14 protein-coding genes are annotated in these 16,051 nt (G+C 63.9%); 1 reads left to right on the top strand and 13 read right to left on the bottom strand.

Annotation, left to right across the window (positions count from 1 at the left end):
- Window positions 1–41: 41 nt before the first annotated feature.
- Genes ACE103_RS39635 through ACE103_RS39625 form a run of 3 tightly spaced genes read right to left on the bottom strand, consistent with a single transcriptional unit; the run spans window position 42 to window position 3,585 of the window.
- Window positions 42–773: an ABC transporter ATP-binding protein gene (locus ACE103_RS39635; protein ID WP_375777390.1), complete on the bottom strand. Its 732-nt coding sequence runs from the start codon at window positions 771–773 to the stop codon at window positions 42–44.
- Window positions 770–2,539: an ATP-binding cassette domain-containing protein gene (locus tag ACE103_RS39630; protein WP_375777389.1), complete on the bottom strand. Its 1,770-nt coding sequence runs from the start codon at window positions 2,537–2,539 to the stop codon at window positions 770–772. The genes ACE103_RS39635 and ACE103_RS39630 overlap by 4 nt, the downstream gene beginning before the upstream one ends.
- 5 nt (window positions 2,540–2,544) lie before the next feature.
- Window positions 2,545–3,585: a branched-chain amino acid ABC transporter permease gene (locus ACE103_RS39625; RefSeq protein ID WP_375777388.1), complete on the bottom strand. Its 1,041-nt coding sequence runs from the start codon at window positions 3,583–3,585 to the stop codon at window positions 2,545–2,547.
- Window positions 3,586–3,763: 178 nt separating this feature from the next.
- Between ACE103_RS39625 and ACE103_RS39620 the strand changes: the two genes are divergently transcribed.
- Window positions 3,764–4,282: a MarR family winged helix-turn-helix transcriptional regulator gene (locus ACE103_RS39620; RefSeq protein WP_223965975.1), complete on the top strand. Its 519-nt coding sequence runs from the start codon at window positions 3,764–3,766 to the stop codon at window positions 4,280–4,282.
- 109 nt (window positions 4,283–4,391) lie between these two features.
- Here the strand turns inward: ACE103_RS39620 and ACE103_RS39615 are convergent, their stop codons facing one another.
- The 10 genes from ACE103_RS39615 to ACE103_RS39570 all read right to left on the bottom strand — a co-directional run bounded on the left by ACE103_RS39615 (window position 4,392) and on the right by ACE103_RS39570 (window position 15,989).
- Window positions 4,392–5,675, bottom strand: coding sequence for a glycerate kinase (locus tag ACE103_RS39615; protein WP_375777387.1), 1,284 nt, complete (start codon window positions 5,673–5,675; stop codon window positions 4,392–4,394).
- 21 nt (window positions 5,676–5,696) lie between these two features.
- Complete coding sequence (locus tag ACE103_RS39610; RefSeq protein ID WP_375777386.1) at window positions 5,697–6,929, bottom strand: ABC transporter substrate-binding protein; 1,233 nt, start codon at window positions 6,927–6,929, stop codon at window positions 5,697–5,699.
- Window positions 6,930–7,120: 191 nt separating this feature from the next.
- Window positions 7,121–8,347 carry an ABC transporter substrate-binding protein gene (locus ACE103_RS39605; RefSeq protein WP_223965979.1) on the bottom strand — a complete coding sequence of 409 codons (1,227 nt, stop codon included), beginning with the start codon at window positions 8,345–8,347 and terminating at the stop codon, window positions 7,121–7,123.
- 161 nt (window positions 8,348–8,508) lie between these two features.
- Window positions 8,509–9,738: an ABC transporter substrate-binding protein gene (locus tag ACE103_RS39600; RefSeq protein WP_375777385.1), complete on the bottom strand. Its 1,230-nt coding sequence runs from the start codon at window positions 9,736–9,738 to the stop codon at window positions 8,509–8,511.
- Between the two features lie 229 nt (window positions 9,739–9,967).
- A complete protein-coding gene (locus ACE103_RS39595) occupies window positions 9,968–11,194 on the bottom strand; it encodes an ABC transporter substrate-binding protein (RefSeq protein ID WP_375777384.1) in 1,227 nt (408 codons plus the stop codon).
- A gap of 118 nt (window positions 11,195–11,312) precedes the next feature.
- On the bottom strand, window positions 11,313–12,542 hold the full coding sequence (locus ACE103_RS39590) for an ABC transporter substrate-binding protein (protein WP_375777383.1): 1,230 nt from the start codon (window positions 12,540–12,542) through the stop codon (window positions 11,313–11,315).
- Window positions 12,543–12,571: 29 nt separating this feature from the next.
- Window positions 12,572–13,588, bottom strand: coding sequence for a branched-chain amino acid ABC transporter permease (locus ACE103_RS39585; protein ID WP_375777382.1), 1,017 nt, complete (start codon window positions 13,586–13,588; stop codon window positions 12,572–12,574).
- Window positions 13,589–13,590: 2 nt separating this feature from the next.
- The gene (locus ACE103_RS39580; protein WP_163160471.1) at window positions 13,591–14,469 is read right to left on the bottom strand and encodes a branched-chain amino acid ABC transporter permease; all 879 of its coding nucleotides are present in this window, start codon (window positions 14,467–14,469) and stop codon (window positions 13,591–13,593) included.
- Between the two features lie 12 nt (window positions 14,470–14,481).
- Entirely contained in the window at window positions 14,482–15,195 is a 714-nt protein-coding gene (locus ACE103_RS39575) for an ABC transporter ATP-binding protein (protein WP_092119454.1), read from the bottom strand.
- Entirely contained in the window at window positions 15,192–15,989 is a 798-nt protein-coding gene (locus ACE103_RS39570) for an ABC transporter ATP-binding protein (protein WP_375777381.1), read from the bottom strand. Before ACE103_RS39570 ends, ACE103_RS39575 begins: the two co-directional genes overlap by 4 nt.
- Window positions 15,990–16,051: the final 62 nt, after the last annotated feature.

Here is a 16,051-nt window from a genome sequence, read left to right as displayed (position 1 = left end):
GCTAAAGGGGCCGGCTTTTTCACGAGCGGGCGATGGCGCGCCTAGATCGCGCTCTCGCCTTCGTGCTGGAAGCCGAGATAGCTCGCGGCGACGCCCTTGTTGGCGGCGATCTCGCTGGCTGGGCCCGACAGCACGAATTCGCCGAGCTCCATCACATAGGCACGGTCTGCGATCTGCAGCGCGGCCTGGGCGTTCTGCTCGACCAGCAGCACCGAGACGCCGGCTGCGCGGAGTTCGCCGACGATGCGGAAGATGTCCGCGACGATGATCGGGGCGAGACCGAGGCTCGGCTCGTCCAGCATCAGCAATTTCGGCGCGCCCATCAGCGCGCGGCCCATCGCCAGCATCTGCTGCTCACCGCCGGAGAGCGTGCCGGCGAGCTGCTTGCGCCGTTCCTTGAGCCGCGGAAACAGCGTGTAGACCCGCTCCAGCGAGCGTGCCGCGGTTGCCTTCGTGATCCGGAAGGCGCCGAGCTCGAGATTGTCCTCGACATTCATGGTGCCGAACAACTCGCGATGCTCGGGCACCAGGCTCAGGCCGGTGGCGACGCGGTCCTCGATATCGAGCGGCGCCATGTCGACACCGGCAAAGGTGGTGCGGCCCCGCAGCGGCAGCACGCCCATGATGGCGTTAAGCAGCGTGGTCTTGCCGGCGCCGTTGGCGCCGATGATGGTGACGATCTCGTTCTCGCCAACGTCGAGCGAGACGCCGCGCACGGCCTCGACCTTGCCGTAGGCGATATGGACGTCGGCAACCGTCAGCAGCGCACTCATGCAGCGGCTCCGAGATAGGCCTTGATCACGTCGGGGTTGCGCTTGATCGCAGCCGGCGTGCCCTCGGCGATCTTGGTGCCGAAATCGAGCACCACGATGCGGTCGGCGAGATCCATCACGAACCCCATGTCGTGTTCGACCAGCAGCACCGACATGCCGCCGTCGCGCAATTGCCGGAGCAGCGCGGCCAGCCGCTGCTTCTCCATGTGGCGCAGGCCTGCGGCCGGTTCGTCGAGCAGCAGCAGCATCGGGTCGACGCACAGCGCACGCGCGATCTCGACGATGCGCTGTTGCCCGAGCGACAGCGAGCCCGCGAGTTGGTCGATCTGCTCGGACAGGCCGACGCGCTCGATTTGCCGCGCAGCTTCCGCCAGCAGCTTCGCCTCGTCAGTGCGGTCCAGCCGCAGCATGCTGGAGATCGCCCCGGAATTGCCGCGCAGATGCGCGCCGATCGCGACGTTCTCGAGCACGGTCATGTCGGGCACCAGCTTGACGTGCTGGAACGTCCTGCTGACGCCGAGCTTGACCACCTCCTGCGGCGGGGCGTTCGCAACCTCGTTGCCGAGCACGGCGATCTTGCCGCTGGTCGCGGCCAGCACGCCGGTGATCAGGTTGAAGGTCGTGCTCTTGCCGGCGCCATTCGGGCCGATCAGCGCGACGATCTCGCGGGCGTTGACGTCGAACGAGACGTCGTTCACCGCAAGCACGCCGCCGAACTGCTTACGCGCCTTGTCGATGTGCAGGAGGACCGGAGACGTTCCTGCCGCCCGCTCACGGTGTTCCAGCTTCACCGATGTGTCCGGCGTCTTGCGGGCCGGCTTGAACGGCAGCCGCGACATCAGCCAGGGCCAGACGCCCTGCGGCGCGAGCTGCAACAGCAGCACCAGCATGATGCCGAACACGATGGTCTCGAGCTGGCTCTGGCCGCCGAAGATGTAGGGCAGGTAGCTCTGCAGCACCTCTTTGAGGATCACGACGATGGCGGCGCCGAGCACGCCGCCCCAGACGTAACCGGCACCGCCGACGACGGCGATGAACAGATACTCGATGCCGGCCTGCGCGCCGAACGGCGTCGGGTTGGCGGCACGCTGGAAATGCGCATAGAGCCAGCCGGACAGGCCGGCCAGCACTGCCGCATAGATGAACACCAGGAGCTTGGCGCGCGGCGTCTGCACACCGAATGCCTCGGCCGCGATATGGCCGCGCCGCAGAGCGCGGATGGCGCGGCCGGTGCGGGAATCCAGCAGGTTCATGGTGAGGAGCGCGGAGAGCAGCACCGCGACCCAGATCGCGTAATAGATCGTGTCCGGGCTCAGCATCCTGAAAGAGCCGATCGAGAGCGGCGGGATGCCCGAAATGCCGTCGTTGCGGCCGAGGAATTCGAGCTTGCTGAACAAATAGAACAGCCCGATGCCCCAGGCGATGGTGCCGAGCGGCAGATAGTGGCCCGACAGCCGCACCGTGACGATGCCGAGCAGCACGGCAGCAATGCCGCTGACCAAAAGCGAAGCCGGCAGCGTCAGCCACGGCGACACGCCGTAGGCGGTGGTCAGCACCGCCGTGGTGTAGGCGCCGAAGCCGCAGAACGCAGCCTGTCCGAACGAGGTGAGGCCGCCGACGCCGGTGAGCAGCACCAGCCCCATCGCGACCAGCGCGGCGAGGCCGATATTGTCGAGCAGCACGATCCAGAACGGCGGGATGCCCGGCAGAAGCGGGATCACCGCCATCACGAGCGCGAAGATGATGAGAGGAAGTCGCTGCGTCATCGTGCTCAATCCTTCTCTTCTTCGACCTGGGGCGCTGCGAGCGAGCGCAGCACCAGGACGGGAAGGATCAGCGTGAACACGATGACTTCTTTGAAATTACTCGCGTAGAACGACGAGAATGCCTCGACGATGCCGACCACGATGGCGGCGACCGCGGTCAGGGGATAGCTGACTAGGCCGCCGATGATGGCGGCGATGAAGCCCTTCAGGCCGATCAGGAAGCCGGTGTCGTAATAGAGCGTCGTGATCGGCACGATCAGGATGCCGGATATCGCGCCGATCACGGAGGCGAGCAGGAACGCGATCTGGCCCGACAGCGTGGTGCGGATGCCGACCAGGCGGGCGCCGAGGCGATTGACCGCGGTGGCGCGCAGCGCCTTGCCGGTCTTGGTGTAGCCGAAGAACAGCCACAGCCCCACGATGAAGCCGACCGTCAGGGCATACACAGCGAGGCTCTGGCCGGTGAAGCGCAGCGGTCCCGCGGTCACCGCGGCGCTCGACAGCGCCGGGGCGCGCAGGCCCTCCGCGCCGAAGAACACCAGGCCGAGGCCTTGCAGCGCCAGATGGCAGCCGACCGAGGCGATCAGCAGCACCAGCACGGAGGTGTGCGCGATCGGCTGGAAGGCGATGCGATAGAGAAACAGCCCGATCGCCGCTACGATCAGCAGCGCGAGCGCGATGTTGACGGCAATCGGCGTGTTGGGGCCAACCAGCGCATAGACGAGGCCGAGCAGCGCGACAGGGAAGACGATGTTGAGCGCGACCGAGCGCATCACCAGCCGGGCATGCAGCGCATTGCGGGCGAAGAACAGGTCGAGCGCGAACGCGACGAGGCCCATCGCGACGGCAAGGCGCACGGTGCCTGGCACCTGCCCGGTCGCCAGCATGGCGTAGCTCAGCGCGCCGTAGGTGACGAATTCGCCCTGCGGGATCAGGATCACCCGCGTCACCGCGAACACCAGCACCAGGGCCAGCCCGAGCAGTGCGTAGATCGCGCCATTGGTGATGCCGTCCTGCAGCAGGAACAGCATGATCGTTGTGTTCAAGGCCGAGCGCTCCCCCTTAAGCGTCGGACCGCCGCAGCCGGCTGTGCCGGTCGGGTCGGCCGATGCCGGCTGTTGATAGCCGCCGATATTTGATATGGTGCATAACGATTATTAGATATAATCTCAAGGTCCCCGAGCGTCCCGCGGGGTTTTTTACCGGGATTGCGAGCCTGGAGCGATGACTGTTTCCAAAACCGCCGCCGATGCCGTCAGATCGTCGCGTGCCCTGCGCAGGGAACCGGTCGATCCTGCCGGGGATGACAGCATGCTGCAACTGGGCGAACTGTCCGGACTGCTCGGCTATTCGCTGAAGCGTGCGCAGCTCAAGGTCTTCGAGGACTTCCTGCGCTGCGTCGCGCCATTGCAGCTGACGCCGGCGCAGTTCTCTGTGCTGCTGCTGCTGGACAAGAATCCGGGCCGCAACCAGACCGAGATCGCCAACACGCTCGGCATCCTCAGGCCGAATTTCGTCGCCATGCTGGACGCGCTGGAGAGCCGCGACCTTTGCGCGCGGATGCGCTCCACCAACGACCGCCGCTCCCACATCCTGGTCCTGACCGACAAGGGCCGCGCCGTGCTGGCGCGCGCCAAGAAACTGGTCGCCAACAAGCATGAGGCGCGGCTGATCGAGGTGCTCGGCCCGGCCAACCACGCCGCGCTGTTGGAGATGCTGGCCAAGCTCGCGCAGGAGTTTTGAGCTTTCGTCATTCTGGGATGCGCCGTGAGGCGCAGGCCCGGAATCCATAACCGCGATCGGGAGTATGGATTCCGGGCTCTCGCTCCGCGAGCCCCGGAATGACGGTGCCTCAATCCACCAAAATCACCCGCACATCGTTGACGTTGGTCAGCGTCGGCCCGGTCAGCAATAAATCGCCAGTCTGCGCGAAGAAGCCGGTGGCATCGTTGTTCTCGAGATAGGCCCTGGAGTCGAGGCCGATCGATTTCATCTTTGCGAAGGTCGCCTGATCGATCACGGCTCCGGCGGGGTCGGTGGCGCTGCCGGCGCCGCCATCGGCGCCGTCGGTATCGGCGGCGAGCGCTGCGATGTCGGGCGTGTCCTTGAGCAGGTCGGCCAGCGCCAGCGCGTATTCCTGGTTGGGGCCGCCGCGGCCGTTGCCGCGTACCGTCACCGTGAGCTCGCCGCCGGAAACGATGGCGACGCGCTTGCCCTCGCTGCGCGCCTTCAGTGCGAGCCGCGCGTGATCGGCCGCGACGTCGCGGGCCTCGCCCTCGAGATCGGCGCCGAGCGCGATGGTCTCGTAGCCGGCGTCTTGCGCGACCTTCACCGCGGCGTCGATTGAGGCTTTCGGCTTTGCCAGCAGATCGAATGTCGCGCGCGCAAAGGCGGGATCGCCCGGCTTGCAGCTCTCGTTCCTGGGATCGTCGAGCGCGCGGCGGACCGCGTCATCGACCGAGAGATTGTATTTGGCGACCAGCGCGCGGGCATCCGCGAGCGTGGTCGGATCTGGCACCGTCGGCCCCGAGGCGATCGCGGAGGGATCGTCATGCGGCACGTCGGAAATCGCCAGCGTGACGATCTCGGCGGCGTGCTGCCCGGCGCGGGCCAGCCGTCCGCCCTTGATCCGCGACAGATGCTTGCGCACGATGTTCATCTCGCCGATCGGCGCACCGGAGCGCAGCAGCGCGCGGTTGACCTGCCGCTTCTGGGCAAAGCTCACGCCCTCGACGGGCGCGATCCAGTTCGCCGAGCCGCCGCCGGTCAGCAGCACCAGCAGCAGATCGTCGGGGGTGGCTTCCGCCGCGAGCCGCAGCGTATCGTCGGCCGCGCGCAGGCCGGCTTCATCGGGCACCGGGTGGCCGGCCTCGACCACCTTGATACGGCGGGTCGGGACGCCATGGCCGTGCCGGGTGGTGGCGATACCGACCAGCCGCGACGGTTCGAGGCCGAGCGTGTCGAGATAATGCCGTTCCGCCGCCGCCGCCATGGCGCCGGCGCCCTTGCCGGCGGCGAGGCAGATCACGCGTCCCTTCGGCGCCGGCCGCAGCCGCGATGCCAGCACGACATCGGGATGCGCAGCCGCCACCGCGGCATCGAAGATCGAACGCAGGAAGGGACGACGGTCGGTCATGGCTGTGCTTTCGTTACGCGGTCAGTTTCCGCCGACTTCGCCGCTGATGACGTCGCCGAACAACTGCCAGCGCTCACCCTTGAACTGCATCAGCTGCAATTGCTCGATCGGCTGGAAGTCGGCAGGCCCGGTCGACAGCGTCACGCCGGGCAGCAGGCCGCCCTGCGCAAACTGCTTCAGGCTCGCCGCCTGCTTCATCACATTGGCGCGGGTGAGGTCGTCGCCGCAGCGGCGCAGCACCTCGACCATCGTGGTCGCCATGTTGTAGCCGGTCATCGCCGAGGCATCGACGCGGTTGGTGTCGGGCATGTATTTGGCGAGCAGCTCGTCGAACGCCTTCATGCCGGCGTCGTCCTTCCACTGCGGGTCGCTGGCGTCCTTGGCGTAGGCGGCCGAGATCACGCCCTGCGCATTGTCGAGGCCCGCGGGGCGCATCACCGTCGCGGTGGAGGCCGAGACGTTGGAGACGATCGTCATCGGCTTCCAGTTCATCTCGCCGAGCTTCTTGATCGCCTGGGCGCCGAATTTCGGCGTGGTGAAGAAGATGATGACGTCGGGGTTGGCGGATTTCAGCCGCACCACATGGGAATCGATGGTGGGCTCGGCGACCTCGTAGCTCTCCTTGGCGGCAATCCGCGCAGGATCGCTGGCGAAGCCGTCTTCCAGGCCCTTCAGGTAGTCCTTGCCCATGTCGTCGTTCTGGTAGAGCACCGCGACCTTGGCCGTGGGCTTCTCCTTGAGCAGATATTTCGCGTAGATCCGCGACTCGCTCTGGTAGCTCGGCAGCCAGCCCATGGTCCACGGGAACGCTTTCGGATCGTTCCACTTGGTCGCGCCGGTGGCGACGAACAGCTGCGGCACCTTCTTGGCGTTGAGATATTTTTGGATCGCGGTGTTGGAGGCGGTGCCGAGCGTGCCGAACAGGAACAGCACCTCGTCGCTCTCGACCAGCTTGCGGGCCTGCTCGACCGCCTTCGGCGGCGAATAGGCGTCGTCATAGGAGATGAAATTGATCTTGCGGCCGTTGATGCCGCCATCGTCGTTGACCTTCTTGAACACCGCGGCCATCGCCTTGCCGACCACGCCATAGGCCGACGCCGGGCCGCTATAGGGCACGATGTTGCCGATCTTGATCTCGGTATCGGTTGCACCGGTGTCGTATTTCTTCTGCGCCCATGCGGCATTGCTTGTCATGGCAGCGACGGCGAGGCCGAGCAGGGCGGTTGCGACACGGTGACGGATCGGCTTCGGCATTTCCCGAAAACTCCTTGTTGTTGCCGGCGCGCTGGGCCGCCGGGTTCTCTGCGGTTGTTGCCGGTTTTCCTAGCGCATCGCCGGGCAAAGTGTAAGCAGGCATTGACCCGGGCCGGTCGCCCCATGGTGAATGAAAAGCCCCCTGCGACGGTATCGCAGGGGGCCATTGTCGGTCGATTGTCGGCAGGAAATCAGCCGCCGACGTCGGCGCTGATGACGTCGCCGAACAGTTCCCACTTATCGCCCTTGAACTTCATCAGCTGCAACTGGCTGATCGGGGCGAAATCGTTCGCGGCGGTATTGATCTTGATGCCGGGCAGCAGCACTTCGGTGCGGAAGTCCTGCAGGCTCGCCGCCTGCTTCATGATGTTCTCGCGGGTGAGGTTGTCGCCGCACTGCTTGAGCACCTGAACCAGGGTCTGGGCCACGCCGAAGCCGACCACGGTGCCGCCGTCGAGCTTGTCGCCCTCGGGGAAGTCCTTGGCCATGAAAGCGTAGAATTCCTTCATGCCGGGATCATTGTCCCATTGCTTGTCGGAAGCGTCCTTCAGATAGGCGGCGGAGATGATGTCCTGCGCATTCTCGAAGCCGGCCGGTTTGATCACGCTGCCGACCGAGGCCGACACGTTGTTGAGGAAGTGCGTCGGCTTCCAGCCGATCTCGGCGACCTTCTTGATCGCCTGCGCCGCGAATTTCGGCGTCGCGATGTCGATGAAGACGTCGGCGTTGCTTGCCTTCAGCTTGACGATGTTGCTGTCGATCGTCGGCTGCGAGGTCTCGAAGCTCTCTTCGGCGACGATCATGCTGGCGGCCTTCTGGCCGAGACCGTCCTTCAGACCCTTCAGATAGTCCTTGCCGTAATCGTCGTTCTGGTAGAGCACGGCGATCTTGGCGTTCGGCATGTTCTTCAGGATGTACTTTGCGTAGATCTGGGTCTCGCTCTGGTAGTTGGGCTGCCAGCCCATGGTCCAGGGGAAGTCCTTCGGATCGTTCCACTTGGTGGCGCCGGTCGCGACGAACAGCTGCGGCACCTTCTTGGAGTTCATGTATTTCTGGATCGCCGAGTTCGACGGCGTGCCGAGCGAGTTGAAGATCAGCAGCACCTCGTCGCTTTCGACCAGCTTGCGGGCCTGCTCCACGGCTTTCGGCGGCGAGTAGGCGTCATCGTAGGAGATGAAGTTGATCTTGCGGCCGTTGATGCCGCCGGCGTCGTTGATCTTCTTGAAGTAGGCGGCCTCGGTGCGGCCGATGATGCCGTAGGCGGAGGCGGGTCCGCTGTAGGGCATGATGTTGCCGATCTTGATCTCGGTGTCGCCGGCGCCGGTGTCGTATTTCTTCTGGGCAAGCGCAGCGCTGCTGGACGTCGCGACGAGCGCGAGGGCGGCCCCAAGGACCGCAAGTCTTGTGGTGGCGGACATCTATGTCTCTCTCCCTGTTGTCAGACGAATGTGTCGCGGCCCCCTTGTTTCGAGGGCTCTGTTATTTGACTGCAATGATTAGCATTTCGGGCGGCCCGTCTCAATGAAAAGCCCCTGCGACAATGCCGCAGGGGCTCTCGTCTTTAGTCGATAATTCCGGGTTAACCGCCGACGTCGCCGCTCAAAATCTCGCCAAAGCGCTCCCAGGTCTGGCCCTTGAAGCGGATCAATTGCAGTTGCGAGAGCGGCGCGAAATCGGTCGCCGAGGTGTTGACCTTGACCCCCGGCAACAGGCCGCCTGGTTCGTAATCGCGAATGCTGGCCGCCTGCTTCATGATGTTCTCGCGGGTCAGGTCGTCGCCGCACGCCTTGAGCACGTGCACCAGGCCCTGCGAGACGATGTAGGCATACATCACGGAGGCATCGGCGCGGTTCGCTTCCGGATAGTATTTATCGAGGAACTCGTTCCAGGCGATCATTGCCTTGTCGGTCTTCCACTGCGGGTCGGTCGGGTCCTTGAAATATTGCGACGAGATGATGTCCTGGGCGTTCTCGAAGCCCGCGGGCTTGATCACGCTGCCGATCGATCCGGAGACGTTGTTGAGGAAATGCAGCGGATGCCAGTTGAGCTCGGCGTTCTTCTTGATCGCCTGCGCCGCGAATTTCGGCGTCGTGATGTTGAAGAACACGTCGGCGCCGGAGGCCTTGAGCCTCACGATGTGGGAGTCGATGGTCGGCTCCGTCACCTCGTAGCTATCCTCGGCGACGATCATCGATGCTGCCTTGCTGCCGAGCCCGTCCTTGAAGCCCTTCAGATAGTCCTTGCCGTAATCGTCGTTCTGGTAGAGCACCGCGATCTTGGCGTCCGGCTTGTTCTTCAGGATGTACTTTGCGTAGATGATGGACTCGCTCTGGTAGTTGGGCTGCCAGCCCATCGTCCAGGGAAATTCCCTCGGGTCGTTCCACTTGGTGGCGCCGGTGGCGACGAACAGCTGCGGCACCTTCTTCTGGTTCATGTATTTCTGGATCGCCGAGTTCGGCGGCGTGCCGAGCGAATTGAAGATCAGCAGCACCTCGTCGCTCTCGACGAGCTTGCGCGCCTGCTCGACGGTCTTCGGTGGTGTGTAGGCGTCGTCATAGCTGATGTAGGTGATCTTGCGGCCGTTGATGCCGCCCTCGGCATTGATCTTGCGGAAATAGGCCTCCTCGGTCTTGCCGATCACGCCATAGGCGGAGGCCGCCCCGCTGTAGGGCATGATGTTGCCGATCTTGATCTCGCTGTCGGAGGCGCCGATGTCGTATTTCTTCTGCGCGACGGAGGGACTCGTGGTCGCTGCGAGCAATGCGAGGGCAGCCGAAATGGCCCCCAACCGCAAACGGATAGCAGGCATTTTGATCTCCCTTGGATCACGGTGAATGTGTCACGATTTTTGGAGTGGGAGCACTTTTGCGGCTCCTTCCAGCATTGAATACCTTTCGTCTGGTGCCAGCAACAGAAAGCCCGCCCGCGGCGCTGCCGCGGAGGGCGTCATTTAGTCGAACGCGTTGCAAGGAAAGCCGGCGCCGCACAAATGCTTCGCGACACACGCGAAGCGTTTGTAATGGCGATCGTGCCTCGTCCTAGTTGCTGAGCCCGCTCGAGATGATGTCGCCGAACAGCTCCCACTTCTCGCCCTTGAAGCGCATCAGCTGCAACTGCTTGATCGGCGCGAAGTCGGTCGCCGAGGTGTTGATGCTGATGCCCGGCAGCAGCGTGCCGGGGACGTAATCCTTCAGGCTCGCGGCCTGCTTCATGATGTTGGCGCGGGTGAGGTCGTCGCCGCACATCTCCAGCACCTGCGCCATGGTCTGTGCGGCGGCGTAGCCGTAGGAGGTGGCGCCGTCGAGCTTGTTGGCGTCGGGATAGTTCTTCTTGAGGAAGACAAGGAATTTCTCCATGCCGGGATCCTGGTCCCATTGCGGATCGGCGCCGTCCTTGAGATAGGACGCCGACAGGATGCCCTGCGCGTTCTCGAAGCCGGCCGGCTGCATGACGCCGCCGACCGAGGCCGAGACATTGGCGACGAATTGCAAGGGCGTCCACGCGATTTCGGCGGCCTTCTTGATCGCCTGCGCCGCGAATTTCGGTGACGTGACGCTGATGAAGGTGTCGGCGCCGGCGGCCTTCAGCTTGACAATGTGATTGTCGATCGCAGGCTCCGACGTCTCGTAAGCCTCTTCGGCGACGATCATCGAGGCCTTGTCGCCGAAGGCATCCTTCAGGCCCTTGAGGTAGTCCTTGCCGAAATCGTCGTTCTGGTAGAGCAGCGCAACCTTGGCATCGGGCTTGTGCTTCATGATGTATTTTGCGTAGACCCGCGCTTCGTCCTGGTAGGACGGCTGCCAGCCCATGGTCCAGGGATAGTTCTTGGGGTCGTTCCACTTGGAGCCGCCGGAACCGACGAACAGTTGCGGCACCTGCTTCTCGTTCATGTACTTCCGGATCGAAGCGTTGGTTGCTGTACCAACCGAGCCGAACAGCAGCAGGACCTCGTCGTCCTCGACCAGCTTGCGGGTTTGCTCCACCGTCTTGGCCGGCGAGTAGCCGTCGTCGTAGGAGATGAACGTGATCTTGCGGCCGTGGATGCCGCCGGACTCGTTGATCATCTTGAAGTAGGCCGCCTCGGTCCTGCCGATCACGCCATAGGCCGAGGCCGGGCCGCTGTAGGGCGCGGTGTTGCCGATCTTGATCTCGGTGTCGCTGGCCCCGGTGTCGTACTTCTTCTGCGCCAGCGCGACATTGCAGCTCGTCAGGATCAGAGCCAATGCGGCCAAGAGCGCCGTCAGGGACGGACGTGCGGCAGTCATGGTTTCCCCACCTCGGGTTCTTAGTTTGCAGTATTCAATACCATCGGCGCGGGGCGTCAACAAAAAGCCCCCGCGACGGAGATCGCGGAGGCTGTTGTTTTATTCCCGCAGTGCAACGTCACTCGGTGGGGACGTCGCCGGAAATGATGTCACCGAACAGTTCCCACTTCTGACCCTTGAAGCGCTGCATCTGCAGCTGGGCGATCGGGGCGAAGTCGGTGGCGGAGGTGTTGATCTTGACGCCGGGCAGCAGGGTGTCGGGCGTAAAATCCTTCAGGCTCGCCGCCTGCTTCATGACGTTGGCGCGGGTGAGGTCGTCGCCGCACATTTCCAGCACCTTGGCGAGCGTCTGTGCGGCGCCGTAGCCGTAGACATAGCCGCCGTCGGTCTTGTCGGCGCCCGGCATGTACTTGTCGAGAAACTCCGACCACTTCTTCATGCCGGGGTCGTTGTTCCACTGCGAGTCGGCGCCGTCCTTGGCGTAGGCCGCGGACAGCACGCCCTGGGAGTTGTCGAAGCCGGCCGGCTGCATCACGCTGCCGACCGAGGCCGACACGTTGGTGATGATCTGGAGCGGCTTCCAGCCGAGCTCGGCGGTCTTCTTGATGGTCTGCGCGCCGAACTTCGGCGTGGTGTAGATCAGCAGCACGTCGGGATTGGCGGCCTTGATCTTGACGATGTGGCCGTCGATCGACGGCTCGGACACCTCATAGCTTTCCTCCATGATGATGCTGGAGACCGCCTTGGCGCCAAAACCGTCCTTGGTGCCCTTGAGGTAGTCTTTGCCGAAATCGTCGTTCTGATAGAGGATCGCGACCTTGGCGTCGGGCTTCTCCTTCATCAGCCACTTGGCGTAGATCTGCGCTTCGCTCTGGTAGCTCGGCTGCCAGCCCATGGTCCACGGGAAGTTCTTCGGGTCGTTCCACTTGGTGGCGCCGGTGGCGACGAACAGCTGCGGGATCTTCTTGGAATTCAGGTACTTCTGGATCGCGGTGTTGGACGGCGTGCCGAGCGGGTTGAAGACCAGCAGCACTTCATCGCTCTCGACCAGCTTGCGCACCTGCTCGACCGCTTTCGGCGGCGAATAGGCGTCGTCATAGCTGACGAAATTGACCTTGCGGCCGTTGATGCCGCCGCGGTCGTTGATCATCTTGAAGTAGGCTTCTTCGGTCTTGCCGATCACGCCGTAGGCGGAGGCTGGTCCCGAATAGGGGATGATGTTGCCGACCTTGATCTCGGTATCGCTTGCGCCGGTGTCGTATTTCTTCTGGGCGAATGCGGCAGTGGACGTCGCGGCAACAGCGACGATCGCCGCAGAAATCGCGGCGATCCGAACGGTAGAAAGCATAATGTCTCCTGGTTTGGTTCTAAAGATTCTTAGTTTTTCTTGAGCTTTGCGGCCAGTTGCTGGGCAACGATCGCAACCTGCCTGGCGCCGTGCGGCACGAGGAAGATGACGAGGAACAGCAACACGCCGAACACCGCGCCGGAAAGCCCCTTCGAGATGCCTTCGGCGATGTTGGGCACGAAGATGATGAAGGCGGATCCAACGATCGAGCCGGGCAGCCAGCCGACGCCGCCGACCACCATGCCGAGGAACAGCGAGATCGCGAGCTGGATGGTGTAGCCGTCGGGCGCCACGAACTGCACCGCGATGGCGCCGAGACCGCCGGCAACGCCGGTGATGCCGGCCGAGACGCCGAACGCCAGCGTCTTGTACAGCGCGACGTCGACGCCCATCGCGGAAGCCGCGATCTCGTTGTCGCGGATCGCCATGAAGGCGCGGCCGGAACGCGAGCGCAGCAGGTTCACCGAGGCGATGTAGATCGCGATCCCGACCGCCAGTGTGAAGTAGTAGAGCCACATGTCCTGCCCCATCGGCAGCCCGAACGGGGCGTCCGGCTTGGTGACCACGAGGCCCTGCACGCCGCCGGTCCAGTGCTCGAAATAGCCGAGCTTGAGCAGCTGCGGCATTGCGGTGGCGAGCGCAAAGGTCGCAAGCGCCAGATAGACGCCGGATAGCCGCAGCGCCGGCTGGCCGAACAGGAAGCCGAAGCCGAAGCAGACGATGCCGGCGACCGGCAGCGTCAGGGCATAGTTCATGCCCGCATGCTCCATCAGGATCGCCGACGTATAGGCGCCGACGGCGTAGAACGCGCTCTGGCCGAGCGAGAACTGGCCGCTTCCGCCGGTCAGGATGTTGAGCGCCATCACCGCAAGGGCGTAGATCAGAAGCATCGTCATCTGGAAGATGATGAAGTTCTTCACGAACAGCGGGATCAGGATCAGCGCGGCAAGCACGACGAGCGAGGTGCCGTAGCCCAGCGTCATGGCACGCTTCGGAACAGCTTCGACGGCCGGGGCTTCTGTGACGACTTCTTCAACGGCGCTCATGATCAAACTCGCTTGACGATGGCGCGGCCGAACAGGCCTGCCGGTTTAACGACCAGGACGACGATGATCAGCGCAAGCGCGATCGGAAGTTTCAGCTCATTGCCGACACCGGGGATGTAGGTGCCGACGAGGTTCTCGAAGATGCCGACCAGGAAGCCGCCCATCACGGCGCCGAACGGCGAGGTCAGGCCGCCGAGCACGGCTGCGGCAAATCCGTAGATCAGCACGCCGAGCATCATGTTCGGCTCGAGGAACACCACCGGCGCAATCATCATGCCGGCGATCGAGCCGATCGCGGACGCCATGCCCCAGCCCAGCGCGATCATCCAGGAGGTATTGATGCCGACCAGCCGGGCCGATTCAGGCAGCGAGGCGGCTGCCCGCATCGCAAGGCCGACCCGGGTGAAGCGGAAGAAGAAGAACAGCAGCGCCAGCATCAGCAACGTGATGCCGATCATGCCGGCCTGGTGGGTCGAGATCAGCTGGCTGCCGAGGAACGGCGAGGAGCCGAACGGCGTCGGGTATTGCTTGATGGTGAAGTCCCAGATCAGGCCGGCGACCGAGTTGATGATCGCATACAGCGCGATGAAGCCGGCGACGTTGGTCAGGATCGGGGCCTTGGCCAGCGGCTTGAACAGCAACCGCTCGATGACGATGCCGGCGGCAAACGAAAAGGCGACGGTGAGCACGAAGGCGCCCCAATATGGCACGCCCCATTGCATCAGTTGCCAGGACACGAAGGTCGAGAACATCGCCATTTCGCCCTGGGCGAAATTCAAATGGTCGATGGCCTGGTAGATCATCACGACCGCGAGCGCCATGCAGGCATAGATCGCGCCCGTGGCGATGCCGGCCAGGACCTGGTTGGCAAAAAGCTCCATTGTGCCAGCTCCTCAGTAGCCGAGATAGGATTTGCGGACGTCTTCATTGTTCGCGATGTCCTTGGCATTGCCCGACATCACGATCCGTCCGGTTTCGATCACATAGGCCTGGTCGGCGAGCTCGAGCGCGAGCTGCGCGTTCTGCTCGACCACCAGGATGGTCACCTTTTCCTCGCGATTGATCTTGCCGAGGATGCGGAATAGGTCGCGCACGATCAGCGGCGCGAGGCCGAATGACGGTTCGTCGAGCAGCATCAGGCGCGGCCGCAGCATCAGCGCGCGCGCCACCGCGAGCATCTGCTGCTCGCCGCCGGACAGCGTGCCGGCCTGCTGGGTGTAACGCTGCTTCAGCACCGGGAAATGTTCGTACATCCGCTCGATGTCGGCGCCGATGGCGTTCTTGTCGGAGCGGCTGATGGCGCCAAGCTGAAGATTTTCCTCCACCGTCATGTTGGTGAAGGTGCCGCGGCCCTGCGGCACATGGGCGATGCCGAGGCGAACCACATTCTCGGTGGAGCGGGTGCCGATCGGCTTGCCCTCGAACTCGATCGCGCCGGTCGAACGCACCATGTTGCAGATCGCCCGCAGCGTGGTGGTCTTGCCGGCGCCGTTGGCGCCGAGCAGGGTGGTCAGCGAACCCTCGTTGAGCGAGAAGGAGAGGCCGTGCAGGGCCTGGACCTGACCGTAATAGGCGCGCAGGTCCTTGACGTTGAGCATCGCGGTCATTGGTCCTTGCTCCCCAGATAAGCCTTGATGACGTCGGGGTCGGCCTGGACCTGGGCCGGCGTGCCTTCGGCCAGCTTGCGGCCGAAATTGAGCGCGACGACGTGGTCGGCGATCGACATCACGAGACCCATGTGATGCTCGACCAACAACACCGTAATTTTACGGTCAGCGCGGATTTTGCGGATCAGGTCGCCAAGCACGTAGACTTCCTCGTGATTGAGGCCGCCGGCCGGCTCGTCGAGCAGCAGGATCTTCGGATCTGATGCCAAGGCGCGCGCCAGTTCGACGCGCTTCTGGGTGCCGAAGGGAAGTCCCGAGACCACGGTGTGGGCGACGTCCTCGAGATCGAGATAGCCGAGGATGTCGTGCACCTTCTTGTTCATATCGTTCTCGCCGCGGCGAACCCAGGCGAGACGCAGCGAGTCGCTGACGATGTCGCTCGAGGTGCGGGCATGCGCGCCGACGCGCACATTGTCGATCACGGACAGATTGGGAAACAGCGCGACGTTCTGGAAGGTGCGGCCGATGCCGATCTCGGCAATCCGGTGCGGCGGCCGCGACAGGATGCTCTTGCCTTCCATCAGGATATCGCCGGACGACGGCTGGTAGAGCCGCGACAGGCAATTGAACAGCGTCGTCTTGCCGGCGCCGTTCGGTCCGATCAGGCCGAGGATCTGCCCATGGCGCATGTCGAACGACACGCCATTCAATGCGATGATGCCGCCGAACACGACGCTGACGTCGCGAACCGCGAGCAGGGGATCATTCCCCTGCGCGAGCTGTGCCTGCGTCATCTCGTCTCGCCCGCCATCTCTGAGCGGTGCGAGCGGCCCTGCGATGGATTTCGCCGGACGCG

Origin of the sequence: Bradyrhizobium sp. ma5 (assembly GCF_042258955.1) — a bacterium.
Taxonomy (GTDB): domain Bacteria; phylum Pseudomonadota; class Alphaproteobacteria; order Rhizobiales; family Xanthobacteraceae; genus Bradyrhizobium.
This window is presented reverse-complemented; position numbering and strand designations above follow the sequence as displayed.